General features: G+C 67.7%; 15 protein-coding genes and 6 pseudogenes. 8 read left to right on the top strand and 13 right to left on the bottom strand.

Annotated features, from left to right (window positions below):
- Positions 1 to 363: 363 nt before the first annotated feature.
- Both ACFVYE_RS35825 and ACFVYE_RS35820 read right to left on the bottom strand, forming a co-directional pair.
- The gene (locus ACFVYE_RS35825) at positions 364 to 1,590 is read right to left on the bottom strand and encodes a PP2C family protein-serine/threonine phosphatase (RefSeq protein ID WP_389608240.1); all 1,227 of its coding nucleotides are present in this window, start codon (positions 1,588 to 1,590) and stop codon (positions 364 to 366) included.
- Between the two features lie 195 nt (positions 1,591 to 1,785).
- Complete coding sequence (locus ACFVYE_RS35820) at positions 1,786 to 1,971, bottom strand: hypothetical protein (RefSeq protein ID WP_389608248.1); 186 nt, start codon at positions 1,969 to 1,971, stop codon at positions 1,786 to 1,788.
- Between ACFVYE_RS35820 and ACFVYE_RS35815 the strand changes: the two are divergent.
- From ACFVYE_RS35815 to ACFVYE_RS35805, 3 genes and pseudogenes are all read left to right on the top strand, one after another.
- Positions 1,963 to 2,265: pseudogene (locus tag ACFVYE_RS35815) on the top strand (transcriptional regulator); the annotation flags it as partial. The gene ACFVYE_RS35820 and the pseudogene ACFVYE_RS35815 overlap by 9 nt on opposite strands.
- A 10-nt stretch (positions 2,266 to 2,275) precedes the next feature.
- Positions 2,276 to 2,830, top strand: a pseudogene (gene tpg / locus ACFVYE_RS35810) (telomere-protecting terminal protein Tpg); the annotation flags it as partial.
- 250 nt (positions 2,831 to 3,080) lie between these two features.
- Positions 3,081 to 4,277 (top strand): serine hydrolase domain-containing protein, encoded by a 1,197-nt coding sequence (locus ACFVYE_RS35805; RefSeq protein ID WP_389608239.1) that lies wholly within the window; start codon positions 3,081 to 3,083, stop codon positions 4,275 to 4,277.
- A gap of 301 nt (positions 4,278 to 4,578) precedes the next feature.
- Here the strand turns inward: ACFVYE_RS35805 and ACFVYE_RS35800 are convergent, their stop codons facing one another.
- The 3 genes from ACFVYE_RS35800 to ACFVYE_RS35790 all read right to left on the bottom strand — a co-directional run bounded on the left by ACFVYE_RS35800 (position 4,579) and on the right by ACFVYE_RS35790 (position 6,410).
- Positions 4,579 to 5,829 (bottom strand): endonuclease domain-containing protein, encoded by a 1,251-nt coding sequence (locus tag ACFVYE_RS35800; RefSeq protein ID WP_389608238.1) that lies wholly within the window; start codon positions 5,827 to 5,829, stop codon positions 4,579 to 4,581.
- 107 nt (positions 5,830 to 5,936) lie between these two features.
- Positions 5,937 to 6,257, bottom strand: a complete 321-nt coding sequence (locus ACFVYE_RS35795; RefSeq protein WP_389608237.1) for a hypothetical protein — start codon at positions 6,255 to 6,257, stop codon at positions 5,937 to 5,939.
- 6 nt (positions 6,258 to 6,263) lie between these two features.
- Entirely contained in the window at positions 6,264 to 6,410 is a 147-nt protein-coding gene (locus ACFVYE_RS35790; RefSeq protein ID WP_389608236.1) for a hypothetical protein, read from the bottom strand.
- A 780-nt stretch (positions 6,411 to 7,190) separates the two neighbouring features.
- On the opposite strand from ACFVYE_RS35790, the pseudogene ACFVYE_RS35785 reads away from it, so the two are divergent.
- Positions 7,191 to 7,406, top strand: a pseudogene (locus ACFVYE_RS35785) (transposase); the annotation flags it as partial.
- Between the two features lie 540 nt (positions 7,407 to 7,946).
- Here ACFVYE_RS35785 and ACFVYE_RS35780 read toward each other — a convergent pair.
- Entirely contained in the window at positions 7,947 to 9,032 is a 1,086-nt protein-coding gene (locus ACFVYE_RS35780) for a tyrosine-type recombinase/integrase (protein WP_389608235.1), read from the bottom strand.
- 7 nt (positions 9,033 to 9,039) lie between these two features.
- On the opposite strand from ACFVYE_RS35780, the pseudogene ACFVYE_RS35775 reads away from it, so the two are divergent.
- A pseudogene (locus ACFVYE_RS35775) lies at positions 9,040 to 9,219 on the top strand (transposase); the annotation flags it as partial.
- A 110-nt stretch (positions 9,220 to 9,329) separates the two neighbouring features.
- Positions 9,330 to 10,184 (top strand): annotated as a pseudogene (locus tag ACFVYE_RS35770) (IS630 family transposase); the annotation flags it as partial.
- Between the two features lie 28 nt (positions 10,185 to 10,212).
- Here ACFVYE_RS35770 and ACFVYE_RS35765 read toward each other — a convergent pair.
- From ACFVYE_RS35765 to ACFVYE_RS35755, 3 genes and pseudogenes are all read right to left on the bottom strand, one after another.
- Positions 10,213 to 11,736 (bottom strand): FAD-dependent monooxygenase, encoded by a 1,524-nt coding sequence (locus ACFVYE_RS35765; protein WP_389608234.1) that lies wholly within the window; start codon positions 11,734 to 11,736, stop codon positions 10,213 to 10,215.
- Between the two features lie 55 nt (positions 11,737 to 11,791).
- Positions 11,792 to 12,490 (bottom strand): TetR/AcrR family transcriptional regulator, encoded by a 699-nt coding sequence (locus ACFVYE_RS35760; RefSeq protein WP_389608233.1) that lies wholly within the window; start codon positions 12,488 to 12,490, stop codon positions 11,792 to 11,794.
- 294 nt (positions 12,491 to 12,784) lie between these two features.
- A pseudogene (locus tag ACFVYE_RS35755) lies at positions 12,785 to 14,171 on the bottom strand (IS1380 family transposase).
- 439 nt (positions 14,172 to 14,610) lie between these two features.
- Here ACFVYE_RS35755 and ACFVYE_RS35750 point away from each other — a divergent pair.
- The gene (locus tag ACFVYE_RS35750; RefSeq protein ID WP_389608232.1) at positions 14,611 to 14,757 is read left to right on the top strand and encodes a hypothetical protein; all 147 of its coding nucleotides are present in this window, start codon (positions 14,611 to 14,613) and stop codon (positions 14,755 to 14,757) included.
- Between the two features lie 151 nt (positions 14,758 to 14,908).
- Entirely contained in the window at positions 14,909 to 15,505 is a 597-nt protein-coding gene (locus tag ACFVYE_RS35745) for a hypothetical protein (RefSeq protein WP_198676902.1), read from the top strand.
- Positions 15,506 to 15,910: 405 nt separating this feature from the next.
- Here ACFVYE_RS35745 and ACFVYE_RS35740 read toward each other — a convergent pair whose 3' ends face one another.
- From ACFVYE_RS35740 to ACFVYE_RS35725, 4 genes are all read right to left on the bottom strand, one after another.
- Positions 15,911 to 16,561, bottom strand: a complete 651-nt coding sequence (locus ACFVYE_RS35740; protein WP_389608231.1) for a hypothetical protein — start codon at positions 16,559 to 16,561, stop codon at positions 15,911 to 15,913.
- A gap of 27 nt (positions 16,562 to 16,588) precedes the next feature.
- Positions 16,589 to 16,981 carry a hypothetical protein gene (locus tag ACFVYE_RS35735; protein WP_389608230.1) on the bottom strand — a complete coding sequence of 131 codons (393 nt, stop codon included), beginning with the start codon at positions 16,979 to 16,981 and terminating at the stop codon, positions 16,589 to 16,591.
- Between the two features lie 677 nt (positions 16,982 to 17,658).
- Positions 17,659 to 17,784 (bottom strand): hypothetical protein, encoded by a 126-nt coding sequence (locus ACFVYE_RS35730; RefSeq protein ID WP_389608229.1) that lies wholly within the window; start codon positions 17,782 to 17,784, stop codon positions 17,659 to 17,661.
- A complete protein-coding gene (locus tag ACFVYE_RS35725) occupies positions 17,784 to 18,017 on the bottom strand; it encodes a replication-relaxation family protein (RefSeq protein ID WP_389608228.1) in 234 nt (77 codons plus the stop codon). The genes ACFVYE_RS35730 and ACFVYE_RS35725 overlap by 1 nt, the downstream gene beginning before the upstream one ends.
- Between the last annotated feature and the right edge of the window lie 11 nt (positions 18,018 to 18,028).

Raw genomic sequence — 18,028 nt, 5'->3', positions numbered from 1 at the left:
AAGCTACCTGGCTGGCCTCTACTTACGTGCCTCGATGATCTGGATCAGAGACCTCACGCAGGCCACCTCTTGATCACAACACGATACGCGCCCTAACCGCCCCAGCGGCGCATATCCGCCCATAACTGGGCCCACGCGGGCCCAGTTCGGGTAAGTCTCGGCAAGTTCGTGGCGCTGGCACCATGCGGCCCACCAGGCTGGTCCTCGCAGCAAGGACGACGTAGCTGGCGCCCGGTTCGCACCACGGGCCGGTGTCACGCCTGCCCGGACCTGTGAGGTCTATGAGGCTCGGGTGCCGGTCGGCACGTCAGCTGTGTTCGGCGGTCCTGGTCGTGTCCACCGACGACTTCGCGGATGAGGCGCTCAGTCAAGGACCGCGAGGTGGTCGGCGGCGCCTCCGCGCCACTCGATCATGAAGAGGGTGGCGTCGTCGCTGGTGCGCCCGTGCCGTTCCCTCTTCAGCGTGTGGGAGAGTCGGCGCAGATCCGCCCGCAGCCCCTGTGACAGCTCCTCCCCCAGGCGGTTCACGCAGCGGATGAGGCGTTCCTCGCCGAACTGCTCCCCGTCGTTGATGTGTTCCTCGATGATGCCGTCGGTGTAGCACAGCACCCGGTCGCCTTGCTGGAGCGTGTGCTCTCTGATCCGGGGGATCTCACCGCCGAGGCCGACGGGCAGCGTCGTCGCGCTCTCCAGCTGCTTCACGACCCGGCCGTCGCGGATCAGGAGCGGCGCGGGGTGGCCGGCGTTGACCAGTTCCATCTCACCGGTGGCGATGTTCACATGCATCAGCTGCGCCGTGACGAAGTGGTCGGGCCCGAACTGCCGCGAGATGACATCGTCCATGACCGCGTACTTCTCGGCCAGGCTGATGAAGACGCGCCGGGCATGACGGTAGGCGCCGATGGCCACGGTCGCCATCATGGCGGCGTCCAGGCCGTGGCCCATCGCGTCGATCACGGCCGCGTGCAGGATGTTGTCGTTGAGGGCGTAGTCGAAGCTGTCGCCGGCGGCCCGGTAGGCAGGCTCCAGGATGCCGGCCACTTCGACCTGCGGCACGGACATCGACGTCGGCGGCAGCAGGGTCCACTGGATCTCCGCGGACACGCTCATCGGCTCACGGCGCCGGGCCTGGAAGAACTGGTCGGTGTAGGCGCCCTTGGTGACCAGCATGTCGGCGACCAGGCCGGAGAGCCGGCTCAGCAGCCGCCGGTCGTCGTCGCCGACGGCGTCCAGGGTGAGGGCCATCACGCCCACCGTGTCGCTGCCGTCCAGCATCGGCAGGTACATACGGACGCCCGAGGGGGTCTGCGGCACCTCGACGACGTGCCCGCGCAGGAAGGCCCGGCCGGCGGGGGAATCGGTGATCGGCTCGGGCTGGCTGACGTGCAGTTTCCTGCCCGGTAGCGGCACCAGCAGCTCCTGCGCGTAGTCCTGGAGCAGGATGGAGACGTCACGACCCCCGATCCTGGCCACCTCCTCCGCGACCAGCGGGGCGATCAGCTGCGGCGGCAGCAGCCGTGCCCTGTCCAGCAGCACACCGAGCAGCCGCTCGCCGAAACCCTCCGACCGGTCCACGCCCTCCTCGCCCATGGCCGGTACGCCACCTCCCACCTGCCGCTGCCCGGGTCACCGCCTCCGCACAACGTGACCTGGAACGCCCGCCGATCGGCTCATTACGCCAAGCGCGGCATGTCGGCCCACCTCGTCGGCGGTCCGCGGTTCACTCGGAGCCATAGTCGTCATCAAGGCTGCGGGCCACAGTTGCCTCCAGGGTCACCGGGTGGTCTACAGACGTCCGCGGTGGGCGATGACCAGGGGCCGCCACCGCTGCCGGGAAGCCCGCTGTCCGTCGAGCCAGTGCGTTGGCGAGGAACCGGTGAGGGTGAGGCCGGTGATGAAGTGGGCGATGTCGGTGTAGTACGCGTAGTCGCCGCTGCGGGTGAGCTCCTCCAGCCGGGAGATAACATGCACCGCAAGATCGTCAAGCATGCGGCGTTCACCGGGCAGTACCCGGTCGCCATCCTTTCCGACTGCGCCGTGTACGCGGCCGACGGCGAGAGCCCGCTGGACTTCCTGCCCTACCGGGAGGGCAAGCCGCTGCCCGGCGGCTTCAAGCTCGGGGTCAACCCCGGCCTGGTCAAGTGGGAAGGCACACAGAGCGTGCTGTGGGGCGAGGGCGGCCGGGAGCAGTTCAACGCCCCGGAGCTCAACCTCGCCCGGTACATCAAGGACGGCACCGTCACCGACAAGGACAACGGAGAGTAAGTAGACCGCGATGAGCATGTTCGGGGACGGCCTGGACCAGGCGGTGCAGAAGGCATTCACCCGCCCCGTCCCGAAGTCGGCCGGCACGCAGATGCGGTACCTGGTCAAGCAGCTCAAGGGCACCAAGGCCGTCGCCCAGATGCTGCGGGTCTCCCAGCGCACCGTCGAGCGGTACGTGAAGGACCAGATCAAGAAGCCCCGCCCGGACCTCGCCGCCCGCATAGAGCGCGAGGTGAAGGCCCGGTGGCAGCCGCAGATCCGGGCGAAGGCCCGCGAGCAGGCGGCGAGCACCGGCGGCATCGTCATCGACACCCGCGCCCGCCTCGGCTACACCGCACCGATCAGGTCGACGGACCAGGACCGCATCCGGCACCTGACCGTCGCCCTGCCGCCCCGCTACGCCGCCCGCCTCTTCGATGCCCAGGGGGCCGGTGCCGGCGACCGCGAGCTCAAGGAGATCGCGGCCGAAGCGCTCAAGGAGGTGTACTTCCAGGATGGCGGCCGCCGCGCCGGGAGCCTGGAGGAGGTGCGGTTCACGGACGTGGAGCACCTGGAGTTCGACCTGCAGCAGCCACGCCCCGAACAGCCCGCAAGCCCCGGACCGATTGTGACTGGGTGCTTCATTTGGCGAGTGAGCACACGAGTTGGCGGCTTGTGAGAGTGCTTCGTCTGGCTGGTGGGTTTCGCGTTCGCCGTGACCAGTCCGCACCGTCGTCGGTCTGGCGGTCACCAGGAAGTGGGCTGGGGAGAACCCGACTATGAGACCTCTGGTTGGCCGGATGGTTCGCCGGGTGTGCCGTTCCTAGCGTTGGGCTATGTCGATCACGCAGAGTCGGATCAGTCGTCGGACAGCGGCTGTCCTCGCTGTTGTCCTTCTGGCGGTACTCGTGCCGGTAGAAGCCGGAGCGACGGCTTCTACCCACTTGTCCCAGCTGCAGCGGGATGCCGACGCGTTGCGTGACGACGGAGTCACGGGCGTATCGGTCAGGCTGGAGACGCCTCGGGGAGTGCGGACCGCTCGCAGTGGGGTCGGCGATCTCAGCACCACAGAGCCGGTGCCTCAGAACGGGTATGTGAGGATCGGCAGTACTACGAAGACGTTCGTCGCGACCGTTCTGCTGCAGCTGGTAGGTGAAGGCCGACTGTCGCTGGACGACACGGTTGACCAGTGGCTGCCGGGCTTGGTGCGGGGCCACGGGAATGACGGGCGCCGGGTCACCCTGCGCCAACTGCTTCAGCACACCAGCGGGCTGCCGGACTACATCGGTGACGTCGTCCCAGATCTCAGCGCGGCCGGTTATCGCAAGAATCGCTGGACCACCTACACCTCCGAGCAGCGCGTTGCTTTCGCGATGCAGCACCCGCCGTCCTTTATGCCTGGCAGCAACTGGGAGTACTCGAACACCAACTACGTCCTCATCGGGATGGTGATCAAGGCGGCCACGGGCCATTCCTGGGAGCACGAGGTTCAAGCCAGGATTGTGCGTCCGTTGCGGCTCACACACACTGTCGCACCCGGCAACTGGCCGTTCCTGCCGGATCCCCATGCCCGTGATTACCAGCAGTTCGAGCCGGGCGGCGCCATGACTGATACCACGATCGCGTATCTGCCCTTCGACGGCGACGCCGACGGAGCCATGATCAGCACGACAGCGGACACCAACAAGTTCTTCAGGGCGCTGGTGCGAGGTGAGATTCTGGCCCCTGCCCAGTTGGCTGAGATGCAGCGCACGGTCGAGGTGCCTGCCGACCACGGTGCTCCGCCGGGCACGCGCGACGGGCTCGGACTGGACTGGACGCCATTGTCCTGTGGCGGCGGGTACTGGGGGCACAGTGGCGATGGATTCGGCTACTTGGTATGGCCTGCCACGACTTCGGACGGGCGGAGCGCCGTCACGGTCTCCTTGCATAGCCGACCTGGCGATGAGGGAACTGCCGTGCGGCAGATCGGGGACGTCACGGCTCTCGTGGACCACGTGCTGTGCTCTTCTCGCCGCGGCGGAACCCCGTGAGAGCCGGTGGTGGCTCGTCCGGGCAGCGCGTACGGCGGCACAAGCAGGCGTGGGACCACACCAGCCCTGCCGGTACATCGACGACCTGCACGTCACCCATAGCGACAGCACACCGCGGGGACGCCTCGGGCACCGAGGAAATGCCGAAGCCAACATCACCCTGCCCGTCCCGTGCTCAACTCGCCAAATCAGATGCTCAGTCACAGCGGACCGACACATCCGGGGCTCGCTCGCGTATCCGCGGGGAGGATCGGATGTTCATGCACGCAATGCCGTGTTCAACGACACCGCCGGGCGGCGGTCATCCCGTGGCCGTGCCGGGAGAGGGCCGGCCTTCCTGCGGGGCGAGCGTCTTGTCGACGAAGGCCCGCACGAGCGCGGCCGCCTCGGACGCCGTGACGTCCTTCGTCCAGTTGCCGGTCGCGTGCCAGCCGCTGCACTCCAGCTGGAACCGGTGGACCCCGTGTGTGTGCTCCAGCTCGCGGGCGTGCGGCTGTCGGCGGCAGCGGCCGTGCCGTTCTGTCTGTTCCAGGTGCGCGCGGACCACGTCCAGGTGGAAGCGGCGAGGCAGGGTCCGCTGTTCCTTGCAACCGCGGCACTCCAAAAGGTGCAGCGCGCCGCCTTCGAGCTGGAGGAAGTAGTACGGCGTGGCCTTGCCCTCGCGAGTGTTGCAGCTGCCGCAGAGCGGTCCTCGGACATGGCCGTGATCGTGGCAGTGATCCCACGCGGATGCCTGGCTCGCCTTGCACAACCGGCACAGGTAGTCGTCGGCCCGGGAGCCGCGTCGGCGGAGCTGCTCGTACGGCGCACCGTGCAGGTGGCCGGTGTACGGCTGGAAGGCCGCCCTGGAGCATGGCGGGCACCGGGTGACGTACCCCGACGTGGTCGGAGTCCGCCAGTCGCCCCAGTACGGGCCCTGATCGCCGCAGGAGGAGCACAGCCGGGCCCGGGTCACCAGTTCCTCTTCCCGCCGCTCCCAGCGGTCCAGGAGGTCCGTGCAGGCCCGCGGCAGGAGCCAGTTCTGCCCCGACCACGTCAGGAGCTGAAGAGGCCGGGTGCCGGCGATGTTCTGCAGGTGCCGGTGGCTGCTGCTGGACGCGACGAACTCCTCCCACGTCAGGTCGCCGGGCAGTCCGTTCGCGCCGATGTCCCGCCAGGCACCCCACTCGTCATAGTGCCGGCCCTCCTCGAGCAGCTTGTTGCGGTACCGGTCGACCATCCACGACACCAGTCGGCGCCGCCAGTTGGGACGGTGCCACTCCTCCGGATCGCGCTCCGGAATGTCGCGGTACGCGGGCAGCTGCACGTCGACGACGTCGTCCAGGTCCAGGTCCATCTCCGCGAAAGTCCGGCCGGCGGCGCGGATGTCCCGTTCGTCGTACGTCCAGCGGGCCTTGTGCTTGTAGCAGCGCACCGCTATGTCGCCGAAGAAGACGTGGCCGTGCTGCCGCAGGCCAGGCATGTGGAGAAGTTCGTCGGGGTCCAGCGGGACCGGGGCGCTCTGCGTCAGGTCCGCGAAGAGGGAGCGCGCGCACTCACGGCTGATGGGCATGGCCGGATGGTGACAGGCGCCACTGACAACCCCCGTGGCACCGGGAGAACTCGGGGCTGGGTCGGCCGGGCCCCGCGCACCACCGTGCGTGAGGCCCGGCGCTTGCTTCAGTTGACCGTGCAGGGGATGACGAAGTCGTTGTAGGAGCGCGAGGCGTCGATCTCCTTGTCCGAGTTGTAGTAGGCACCGACCTGGTTGTAGGTCACGTTGAGGCCGTGGCCGCCGCAACGGTCCATGGGGATAGTGCCCGCGAGCGAACGGTGGCTGCGGGACGTCTGGGTCCAGTAGTCCTTGAACTTGCCGCTGAAGCCGACGTCGTACTGGGCGCTGAACTTGACGGTGACGTTGACCTTGGCGTTGTAGATGGGGGTGGTGTTCCACCAGGAGGCGCCCCACCAGTAGGTGTTCTTGTCGTTCTCGACCCACACGTACTGTCACGCCTGGCCTTCGAGGACTTCGACGCAGGTGCGGAATCCGGTGAAGGTGTAGCCGCCGCGGCCGTAGACCTCCTCCCAGCTGGTGCAGTAGGTGCCGAACGCGGCGTGAGGTCCGTCGGCAGCCGACGCGGTCGTGGGGGCCACAAGAATGGACGCCGCCAGGCGGCGGCTGCTGCGGTGGCGCTGGCCAGCCGCTTGATCTTCTTCAAGATGACTCCTCAGTGGGGTAACACCGCTGACGGACGCCGCCGACGGCGACATGTCAACGAGGAGGGGAGCCTCAGGAAATGCCCCGACCGGCTGATCTCCGGCCGACTCAGCTGCTTCTCTGGGCGTGGCCCGGCCAGGCATGATCTGGCCGGGCGTTCGCACACACGATGCACGCCCGCAGCGCCAGGGCCCGACGGTGCCCAGCTGCCCGGCGGGGCAGCCTGCTCTCCCCCGTTGTCATTCTGAACCTCGATTGCACAGCTCCACGCCCTACGGGCGAGCTGAGGCGGATCTCGATCCGTTCGGCGAAGCGTCACGGTGACGGTCAGGCGAACGGATCTCATGGTGCACACGGGGCTGCTGCGACTTGAGATCCAGGAGCTTGATCATTCTCAAGTTCACCGCGGTGAACTTGGCCCGGGGTCCGCCTGCTATCAGGCTACCGAGCTGGCTGGCCCACCGGGTTCAGATACATGCACTAAGAGTCGTTTTCACCTTGTATGCCCGTATATCCGTCGATTCTTGGGGGGCGGGATTGTGGTGCTGGTAGGGCTGCAGGTGCGGCTGAGGTCCGTTGGCCGGGTGGGGTGACAGCAGGGGCGGGAGGCGGCCTGTGCCTGTCTCATCCCAGGATGTCCAGTCCTCGGGGGGTGTGCTTCCGCCGCCGTTGCCGTGCGCCTGGGCGCACTCGGTCCGGAGCGGTACGCCAGGAGCATGCTTACGCGACGTCCGTACCCGAGTGATCTGTCCGATGCGCGCTGGGAGTTGATCGAGCCGGTCCCTGCCTCCTGGCGCTTCGAGCGCCGGGGCAGGGCCCTGGACTTCGGCCGGCCGCCCGAGCACGACCTGCGCGACATCATGGACGCGATCTTGTATGTGGACCACACCGGCGTGCAGTGGCGCTATCTTCCGCACGACTTCCCGCCCTTTCTGTGGAATCAGATTCGTCAAGTCCGGGCAAGTCAGTGTGAGTGATCGGTGAGGCTGTCGGAGAGAGGGGGCGACAGGTACTCCGTCCACGGCCATGGTGGGGGTTCGGGTGCTTGGCACCAGGCCAGATGCACTTGGGCGAAACGAGGCGGGGCTCCTTCGATGCTGAACAACACTTCGTCGCATCGACCGCAACGGGCGATGGCAGTGGCCTGCGTGCCGAACAGTGGATGACTCTCGCCCACCTCGACGTGCAGCTGTGCCTCCAGAGCCCTGGCCGTGGTAGCGGGGGCCAGAAGCCATGGTTCCGGCAGGGGCTTCGATTCGCCGTCGAAGAGAAAGTCGTAGCTGGGATCGACGCCTGCGTCCGCCCAGGGCCCGTGTGCCCCGGCATCTCGCACTGCCAGGCGCCGGCATGACGAACAGCGGCTAACCTCTCGCACCGGACCACGGCGACCACGCACGGGTTCATCGGGGAGAGCTTGTCGCAGGATGCGGTCGATCTGTTCGATTCCACATGACGGGCAGGTATCCATAGCTTCAGCATGGCTCACGCTTTGAACACGGTGGGGTGCGGGCATTGAGGTCAACGATCGGTAGCAGTGTGGCGGTGGCCGGGGCCCCGATCTGTCGTGGTGTGGGTCCGGCGGGGGTGGGGACGTCGGTGAGCCATTCCAGGAGTTGATCGAGTGCGGCTTGGCCGTCGTCGACCGCGGCTCGTTCGTCGTCCGTCAGCGGAATACTCCCGAGCATCTTCTGCAGGTTCTCCTTGGCCTCCAGCAGCTGGCCCTTGCTGGAGTCCTTCGGAGTGTAGAAGTCGCAGCGTGCGCAGGCCATGTGGTGCTGGCACTGCTCGAAGAAGGTGTAGGTGCACCAGCCGTGGCCGAGGTCGAAGTACTGCCAGGGCTCGCCGCTGGCGGCGGCGCCGGAGGCGACCGCATCGCGGTCGACGAGGACTTCGATGGTGCGTACGTTTCTCGCGAAGTACCCAGCGTCGTTGTAGGCCCTGGCCAGGGTGTTCGGGGTGAGCTTCGCGTAGTGCGTGGTCGCCTCGGGAGTCCGGTGACCGAGCCATTCCTGCAGCTCGAAGAGCGTCATCGGCTCCTTGGCGTTGTAGAGCTGGCTCGCGATGGTGGACCGTGCCCGGTGGCTGGTGATGTTGCCGCGGATATCGGCGGTGGGGACGCCGGCCTTGCGGCAGAGCATCGGGATGATCGTCGTGTTGATGTAATGCTTGGCGACCCGGCGGGCACGGTGGGCGAACAGGAAGTCGGCGTGCTCGTTGGTCTTGGGGTCGAGCATCAGCGGCTGAGCGGGTCTGACGGCCTGCCATGCCCCGATGGCCTGACCGAGGAGCGGGTCGACGGGCTTGGTGAATGAGGTGCCGGTCTTGTGGGTGGGCACGTCCAGCAGGCAGACGGCGTCGCGGGCAAGGACCTCGCCGGAGTCACCGGGGATCGGAAAGCCGTCGTGCTGCCAGCGGATGCAGCCGACGCGGAGGCGGGCGATCTCGTCACTGCGCTGTCCGGCGAACAGCCAGGTCAGGGTGATGGCCCGGATGAGCTGAACCGGATTTTGTAGCGGCCCTGAAGCCAGGCCTGATCGTTTTGGCGGATGGGAGAACACAGGTCCGATGCCTGCACCACGGAAGTACCCCGACGAACTGCGTGAGCGAGCGATCCGTGAGGTCCAAACCTCGGGGCGGCCAGTGGCTCATGTGGCCCGTGACCTCGGAATTCACAAGGAAGCCCTGCGGAACTGGGTCCACCTGGCCGAGGCCGACCAGGGCAGCCGGCCCGACCTGCTGACCAGCACCGAGCGAAGCGAGCTGACTCAACTCCGCAAGGAGATAGCCGAGTTGCGGCGGGCGAACGAGATCCTGAAGGCCGCCTCGGTGTTTTTCGCGAAGGAGCTCGACCAGCCCCGCGCGGCAGGCCTCCCTCGATTCTTCTCGACCAGGTCGAGGACGTGCTGGTGGCGACGTTGGAGTCCACGCCGGGCCGGGACACGCGCTGGTCACGGGCCTCGATGGCCGCGCGCACGGGGCTGTCGAAGTCGACCATCGGGCGGATCTGGAAGAAGTTCGACCTCAAGCCCCATCTCCAGGACGCCTTCAAGCTCTCCACCGACCCGCAGTTCATCGCGAAGGTCGTCGACGTCGTCGGTCTTCACCACCATCCGCCCGAGAAAGCAGTGGTGCTGTGCGTGGACGAGAAGAGCCAGATCCAGGCGCTGGACCGGTCCCAGCCGGTGCTGCCGATGATGCCGGGCATGCCCGAGCGGCGCACCCACGACTACTACCGGCACGGGATCACCAGCCTGTTCGCCGCCTTCAACATCGCCGACGGCAGCGTCATATCGGAACTGCACCGCCGCCACCGGGCCATCGAGTTCAAGAGGTTCCTGGTCACGATCGACAAGGCCGTGCCCGCCGGCCTCGACGTCCACCTGGTCTGTGACAATTACGCCACCCACAACACCGCCGAGATCAAGACGTGGCTCGGAAAGCACCCACGCTTCCACGTCCACTTCACCCCCACCGGCTCCTCGTGGATGAACCAGGTCGAGCGGTGGTTCGGCCTGCTGACGGACAACCTCATCCGCCGCGGGGTGCACACCTCCGTGAAGGCCCTGGAGCAAGACATCAAGGCATGGATCGACGGATGGAACGAGAACCCCAGGCCCTTCACCTGGACCAAGACCGCCGACGAGATCCTCAAATCCCTCGCCGACTACCTCACCAAAATCAACCCACTCAGCCAGCCATCAAGGAAATAGTTACCCCCGTGATTTGCGGCGCATCACACTAGCTCTGCGGCGCGCCGAACCACTGGGCAGCCGCCTGCTCGAACGCGTCGCGATCCGGGGCGGGCTCGCTCGCCCAGGCCACGACGCCGTCGGGCCGAATCAACGCGGCACCCAGCCCGAGGTCGTTGCGCGCCGGGCCGGCCGCGTAGTGGATCCGGCCTGCCCACTCCTTGGCCGCGACCTGCAGCGCACGGTCGGTGCTGAAGTCGAGCACCACTCCCTGCCCCTGGCGCAGCAGTTCACCGAGGCGGGTGCCGTCATCGAAGCGGAAGTCCGGGGCGGTGCAGCCGATGAGGGGCTGTTCGCTGCCCAGGTCGTAGCGGTTGAACAGCCCCGACGTCTTTCGGTACACGTGGGTCGTTCCGTCGGCGGTGCTCATCAGATCGTGGACGAGTTGACGCAGCGCGGGGGCGTTGGGGCCCGGCTTCATGGTCGCGACCTGGGCGCGGGACCAGTCGAGGACGGCGGCGCCGACGGGGTGCCGCTCGGTGGTGTAGGTGTCGAGCAGGCCCTCGGGAGCGGAGCCGCGCACGGTGGCGGCGAGCTTCCAGCCGAGGTTGCCAGCGTCGCCGATGCCGAGGTTGAGGCCCTGGCCGCCCAGGGGCGAGTGGATGTGTGCTGCGTCGCCGGCGAGCAGTACACGGCTCTCGCGATACGTTCTCGCCTGCATCGCGCGGTCGGTGAAGCTGGAGGCGAGATGGACCTCGCTCAGCGTCACGTCGGTGCCGCTGATACGGCGCAGGACCGTCTCGAGGTGCTCGCGGGTCAGCGGCTGAGAGCGGTCGAAGGTGCCGCCGTCGAAGTCCATCATGCCCAGGTGCCCTTCGAGGGGCGTACGCAGATACATGCCGTTCGGCGTCAGGTTGAAACCGAGCGGCAGTTGCTCGGGGTCGGCGAAGGTTACCTTGGCGACGTAGCCGGTGAACAGCGGCTCGGTGCCCACGAATTCGAAGCCGGTGAGCTGACGTACGGCGCTGCGCCCGCCGTCGCAGCCCACCAGCCAGCGCCCCTGGTACTCCTGGCCGTCTGCCGTGACGAGGACAGATTCGGTGTCCTGCGCCACGGCCGTGACGGGAGCATTCCGGATGATCTCGACTCCGAGCGCGGTAGCCCGCTCGGACAGCACCGATCCGACCGCTTCCAGGCTCGTCATGAACCCCTCCATCGCCGGGCTGGGCAGCCGAGGCGGGAGGGCTGCTGTGTCGATGTCGGCCGCGTTGAGGGTCATGCCCGCGAAATGGCTCAGCTCGCGAGGGTCGGGTGCCTCGACCGCTTCCGGATCCGCACCGACCTTCTCCGGGTTGACTCCGGAAGCATTCGCTGTCGCTTCCAGTAGGCCGCGGCGGTAGAGCGTCTCGGCCGACCCGGCGTTCAGGCCCCGCAGCCCGAGCGGGAATGCCTTCAGGGGCGAGGTGAGTTCCGGGTCCCGCTCAAGGACCAGAACTGAGCAGCCGGACAGGGCCAGCTCGCCGGCCAGGAACAGACCGACCGGACCGCCGCCCGCGATCACGACGTCATGCATGAGAGGTGTCCTTTCGAGAAACGAACGATGGGGTCAGCCGGCCAGATCGGCCGGGTCAGCACAGATGGGTGAGGCCGTCGAGGATGACGGCGATGCCGGTGAGGAACTGCTCGCGGTCGTCGTGCTCTCTCATCTGGCCGACGATGGCGTGCATGAACGGGTAAGCCTCCGGGTCGAGCCCCTGCCATGCCGTCGACGCCGCGTCGAAGAACTCGTCGCGATCCCCGTCGGGGTCGATCCCTGAGGTGTCCCCCTCGATGCGGGCGTTCTGGCTGACGGCTCCGAGGATGTAGTGCACGAGCGTCGAGGCCGCGTCGAACCAGGAGGCTCGCGGCACGCCCAGGGCGCCCATCTGCCCGCCGATCCGCTCGAAGATCCCCACCGTCACCGGGCCGACCGGATTCCGGATGATCTGGAGGGTCAGCCGCGTGGCGAGCCACTGATGTGCGGCGATCGCGTCGAACAGGGCCAGTGCGACGACACGGATCTCGTCCCCGGGTGTGGCCGCAGCCCCGGCGGGCCGGGTCGCCAGCGCCGCGCCGATCACGGATTCCGTCGCCGTGCCGAGCAACTCGTCACGGGTGCCCACGTGGTAATAGATCGCCCCGGAACCGGTGGACAGCCGTTCGGTCAGCGCCCGGATGGTCAGCGCGCTCTCGCCGCCCGCATCGAGCATCTCGACGGCAGTGTCGATGATCTGCTCCTGGGAGAGCACCTGGTTGCGCCGCTGTGGTCGGCGCGCTCGCGTCGTCATACCTCGATGATGCCGCATTTGGTGCAGCGATCCAATTTAGTACGCCGTACCAAACTGGACGGTCTCACTTTGGAACAGTGCACCAACATGTTGGTCGGCCGACGCCGGCCGCAAAAGCTGACTAAGCCTTGATCCACCGAGGCGGTTTGAGGGTGATCTGCTGCCCGGTTGTTGAGTTGGTTTTGTGCGGGTGGCTGGGTGTGGGCAGGTGGTATCTGCTGGTCTGCCCAGCTTTTCCACGTTCTTCGGTTCCGGTTGAGCCCTGGTGGGCGGGGTGGTCAGGGGCTGTTCGTGTCAGCCGGGTGGGTCGTGGACGGTGTCGAAGAGGTGTGTCCAGGCTTGCTGCCAGGGCCAGTTGTGGGGCAGGTGCAGGGTGATGCGTCGTGCGGAGCGGGCGATGCGGGCCGGGACGTGGATCAGGTGGGCCCGGAGGGTGGCGGTGGTGGCCTTGGCATGGAACGCGGAGGTCAGGGAACCGGCGGCCCGCAGCAGGTTGTAGGTCATCGCCCACAGGGTGAGCCAGGCCGCGTTGGCGTGGAAGTGCCCGGACGGCAGATGGGCGAGGGCGCCGGCCTTGCTGTCCGCGATGACCTGCTCGATCACGGCGTGGTGGCGGTGTTCCCGCTCGTCCTGGAGCGTCGGGGCCGGCTGGTCGGTGAGGAAGGGGTGGTAGCGCCAGACGGGAAACAGCTCGCCCTGCTCGCCCACAACCGGCGGTTTGGCCAGGTCACGGACCCGTCGCACGATCAGCCGGGCGGTGACCCGGTCTGCTTTCTTCCGGCTGGCGAACGCGGTGTATTCGGGTAGTTCGGCGACTTCGGCGTCCGAGATGAGTTCGCCGGCCCCGGGATCGGGCACCGCGGCCGGGTAACCGATCTGCTGCCAGGCATCGTCCGGGATGCCGAGGACGGCCCGCTTGATGGAGGGGTTCATCCCGGTGGTGATCGAGAAGTGGGCGCCGGCCCGGCGGCAGGCGGCGATCACACCAGCGTTGTAGAACTGCGAGTCGGCCCGCAGGATACGGGTCCCGGTGCAGCTGGCCTCGACGGCGGTGGCCAGGGCCTCGCTCACGAATTTCGGGGCATCCCGGGAGTCTGCCGCTTTGCCACGTCGCATCCGCACTCCGGCGATCACCGGCCTCGACTGGGGGTGCAGACCGTGGCGAGGAGCGGGTGCAGGGTGCGGATGCCCTTGAACCGGCCGTACTCGGCGCCCTGCTTGGCACGTCCGTAGACGCGTTTGTGGGTGGAGTCGACGTCGACGAACGCCACCTCACCCGCGCCCGGCAGCATCGGGGTGCGCGCGGCGAGTGCGGCGAGGAACCTGCGGTGCACGGCGTGGAGTTGCAGAGCGTGTCCGTGGGTGAACGCACGCAGGAACGTGCCCAGCGTGGACGGGGCGCGGATACCTCCGAACACCGCCGGCATCGCCCCCTGACGCAACATCGCCAGGTCATCGATACTGTCCGCGCTGCCATGCCCGCGACGATGCTGGTGACCTTGGCGTCCGCCGCCGCACCCGCCCCGTTCCTCGCCCCGGTCAGCTTCACCTTCTCCGTCACCAGTCGCGACAGCCCGCACCGCTCGGCCAGCCGCAGCACCGGAACCAGCCCAACCTGCGCGATCAGATTCGGATCATCGAACACAGCGGAGACCGCCGCCGGCGTATGGGAAACTTGCATCGGAAGTGCCTTGCTGATCGTGCGTGCTGGAAGCCTGAAGACCTCCCATCATCGCAGGCCACGAGGCACTTCCTCGTTTCAAGAAGAGTTATCCACAGACGCCGGATCGGTGGATCAAGGCTTAGCCGCACGGGCGCCCGCGCCCCCGGCAGCGTCTGGGCAACGGAACTGCCGATCAGGCCCGCTTCCCCGAACACGAGCCCGGCGGTACTGGCCACCAGGCCGGTGTTGGCCTGGTTCACGATGTGACCGCGGGCCGCCCACCCCCCGGCCGCCGGGCCAGGGCTGCGCGCCCGCACGCAGCCGGCCGTTAGGCTGAATATATGGAGATCGTTCTCTCGCCTCTACGGCCACGCGCACGTCTCCCAGTTGGTCGAACGCCTGCAGGTCGAATTCGGACAGAGTTCCGGCTGCCGGTCGCGAACGGGAGGGAAGCCGGGTGGCGAAGCGATACCGCGTGGAATGGACCTACGAGGGAAGCTCGTTGGCGTCGTACGACGCCTACGACCTGGCGCTCTACCGGGCCAGGGTGGCGGAGGACTCGATTGCCGAGGACGTCCGGATCGTCGAGGTCGGATCCGAGTAGGCGGCCGCGCCGGGCTCACTGCGCGGTGCTGGCCAGCAGCCGGCGTTTCGAAAGTTGAGGACGCCTGCGGTTGCGGGCAGCGGGCCGTTCTACTGCCCGGCGGTGCATACGCGGAGCCCTACGGGCAATTATAGGAAACGGAGCAGACGTCGTGAGTGATGCAACCGGGTCGGTGCGCACATACCGCCTCTTCCACGGCAAGCGGCTCGCGATGGGACTCAGGGGCGAACCGGGGGTGCTCGTAAGCACCTCAACCCTGCCGCCGCTGCCAGGGGCTGCACCGGTCACGCATCCGTTCGCCACCGCGACGTTCCACGTGGCCGAATGCGAGGGCGAGCTCGGAGCGCTCCTGCGCGAGGCATCCGATCTCCATGCATTCCTCGACGCTGCCGAGCGTTCCGGCTACGCAGTCGAGGCGGTCGAGGACCGCACGGCACCATTGCCACCTGCCGCAGGCGGCAGCGACGCGGCATCCGAGGGCGTCGACCGGCTCATAGTGGTGGGCAGAGCGCACTTCGCTCAGCTCAGGACCGACCCGGTGCTGAACGTCATCGAGCTGCCCGACGGGCTCGGCGTCTGCCTCGTGCACGCCGTACGCGGCGGAGGCAAGATCTACGTTGCACCCGACGAATCGGCGCTGTTCGCGGGGTCAGCGGTCGACTTCGAGACGGGCCTCGACGCGTTCCGCGACGGCGCCCGCACGCCGCTCGAGAAGTTCGACAACAACGGCAGCGGCACACAAGGGTGATGCCGCCGCCCTTGCCCGCGCTCCGCCCCCTTGACGCTGAACACGGATTGTGCTGGTCGGAGCCGAGGTGGTCGGTGATCCCGACCACCGATCGGACAGCGGCAGCCACTTCGTCAGCCGCTGAAGGATGCCCCCTCATCTGTCAGCCGAAGGTTCTCGGCCTGCAGCCCGCACCACCAACTTGTGGATCAACTGACCGTCAACCGTCAACCGTCGCCAGCTGCTTCGGCTCAGGCGTCTCGGCGGTCTCGGCCTCCGTCACGTGCTCACTGGACACCGATGAATCTTCCTGGATCAGGGATTGCACCGAACACTCACGGCCACCCCGGAGGAGACTGTGGCGGAGGAGGAGAGCGGGGGGCGGCCCGTCCGCGTAGGCGGCGGGACCTGCCGCCAAAGGCGCGCTCAGCCCGTGAGGAAGGCGCCCTCGGAGCAGGGGCGGCAGACGAAGACGTAGCCCAACTGGCCGCCGAGGTTCATCGCGGTCTGCCGGTCGATCCCCTCCTCCAAGTGTGCCGCGAATTCCGTCGTGCCGGAGCAGGAGGGGCACCCGGGCAACCGGTCGTCGTCCAGGTAGGAGGGGCTGCCGCCGAGCGATCCGAGCACCTCGCGTTGCTTCCCGAACCACTCGCCGGGCTCCCGCTTCCACCCTGAACGGGCGAGGTCGTATGCGTCGGGCGGGAGATCGTCGCCGTCATCCTCCTCGGGTTCGAGCGTCACGACCCGGGTCGTGATCGCCGACACTGCGGGCAGCAGCGTCACGCCCCTCTCGGGTACGGCCACCGGTACCAGTCCCGCGGGCGGGAAAAGAAGGACCCGATTCGCCCCGGAGGTCGCGTCCCACAGCTCGCAGGCGCCCGGATCGTTCTGGCACACGAACACCGACAGGACGCCGTACTCGACCGGCAGATGCGCGAAGAACTGCATCGGCCCTCCGCAGTAGTCGCCGCACACCGGCCAGGTGAACCCCTCGGGGGCCAGCGGCACACCCCCGGTACGTGGCACGTCTGCATCGGGCGCGGCCGTGCCGTCGTAGATCATCAAAGTTGCCTGCATGGAGGAAGGCTACGGGCAGTCGGCAGCTCAGGATCCAGCATGCACAGTGCGCCGTCGCGGATCATCCCGATGTACCCCGAGGAGGGGGCACTCCACGAGCTCGGCGACGTCGGCGGCGGTAAACGGGTCAAGGACCGCGCGATGCTGATCCTCAGTCAGTTCTCCGCGCTTGTGCACGGCCCGTGCGGCGATGGCGCAGGCGGACTTGCTCTGTGTGAGAAGGCCCTCGCGGACCTGGTTCAGCTCATCGACGCGCAGGAGCAATGCCGATGCGACGGCGTGGTCGATCGCGGAATGCTCCGAGGCGGGCACCCGGGCCGCCCTGGTGCCACCGGCGGAGGAAGCCTGGTTCAATATAGCGAGCGCGTCCGCCGGCAGGGCCGTGGCGGACCTGATGTGGCGGGCGGTCGTGGGATCCACGGGGCGTACCTCCTGTGTCGTGCGGACAGCGGTCAGGCTACGGTCCGGGTCGGACAGGGCTCCGACGGCTGGGGCAGCCCGCGTGACACGGACGTCACAGTGCCGTTGGACTGCACGCCCCCGAACCGGGCTCGTCCTCCTCGATCAGGAATCCGGGTGGTGGCGGCGGAGGCAACCGCGGTCCCTGCTCCAGAAGGCGGCGGAGGTGCGGTGGCACCGGAGCTTTGACAATCGGGCTTGCCGGACCACGCTCCGGGAAACAGGCCATCATACCGCTGCTGACGTGTACCAACCCTATCTCCGGTGAGCCCCCCATGGGGGGCGCGTGTTCATACTCAGTCTCTTGTCCACAGTTAACGCAACGCATGTCTCACCCCTGCTCCTGGGCCGGGCACCGCAAAATCGTGGCTCCTTGGTCCGCCAGCGGCGGCTTGATGTTCCTGGGGCTCGCGCAGCCCCACTACTTGGTCGTCGACGTTCCCCGGGCGGTTCCACGGGCGGCGTCGCCGCCACCGGTGGACTGCACGCTGATGCCCGCGGTGGCGGTGTCCTCTCAGGGTTCAGCCCTCGTCGACGTACTCCCAGAAGACCGGCGAGTTCGGTCATCGAACACAGCGGAAACCGCCGCCGACGTATGGGAAACTTGCATCTCGGAAGTGCCTTGCTGATCGCGCGTGCTAGCTGAGGCCGATCTCCCTGATGGCGTGGTTCACCTCCACCTGCCAGTCGGCCAGGTGCTTGCGGCCACCGTAGGCGAGGACCATGTCCGTCACCGCGACGCCGTGCGGACCAAACCCGGCCATCACTGCCTTCGCTCCAGTGCCGGCCTTCGGGCGGGGAGGTAGCTCGTTGCCGTCGGCCAGAGCTTCTGCCCTGCAGAGGTCAGGTTCCAGACCGGGTGCCGTCCGGCCTTGCCGTTCGACTCCGCCAGCCCCAGCTCCGCCAGCTTCTTCATGGCCCTGCGCACGTACGACCGGCCGTCTGCATCCTCCGCCGTGATCACCTGAGCCATCTGCTGCACCGCGGCTATCCGCACGCACCCCAGCA

Origin of the sequence: Streptomyces sp. NPDC058239 (assembly GCF_042882185.1) — a bacterium.
Classification (GTDB): Bacteria; Actinomycetota; Actinomycetes; order Streptomycetales; family Streptomycetaceae; genus Streptomyces.
Note: the sequence above shows the minus strand (reverse complement) of the source record. Positions and strands in the feature narration are given on the sequence as shown.

What these genes read in the sequence shown, in the direction of transcription:
- ACFVYE_RS35760 (WP_389608233.1), bottom strand. Translation starts at nt 12,490, where the DNA reads ATGACGACGCGAGCGCGCCGACCACAGCGGCGCAACCAGGTGCTCTCC.
- ACFVYE_RS35825 (WP_389608240.1), bottom strand. Translation starts at nt 1,590, where the DNA reads ATGGGCGAGGAGGGCGTGGACCGGTCGGAGGGTTTCGGCGAGCGGCTG.
- ACFVYE_RS35730 (WP_389608229.1), bottom strand. Translation starts at nt 17,784, where the DNA reads ATGGCCGGGTTTGGTCCGCACGGCGTCGCGGTGACGGACATGGTCCTC.
- ACFVYE_RS35765 (WP_389608234.1), bottom strand. Translation starts at nt 11,736, where the DNA reads ATGCATGACGTCGTGATCGCGGGCGGCGGTCCGGTCGGTCTGTTCCTG.
- ACFVYE_RS35800 (WP_389608238.1), bottom strand. Translation starts at nt 5,829, where the DNA reads ATGCCCATCAGCCGTGAGTGCGCGCGCTCCCTCTTCGCGGACCTGACG.
- ACFVYE_RS35805 (WP_389608239.1), top strand. Translation starts at nt 3,081, where the DNA reads ATGTCGATCACGCAGAGTCGGATCAGTCGTCGGACAGCGGCTGTCCTC.
- ACFVYE_RS35740 (WP_389608231.1), bottom strand. Translation starts at nt 16,561, where the DNA reads ATGCAGGCAACTTTGATGATCTACGACGGCACGGCCGCGCCCGATGCA.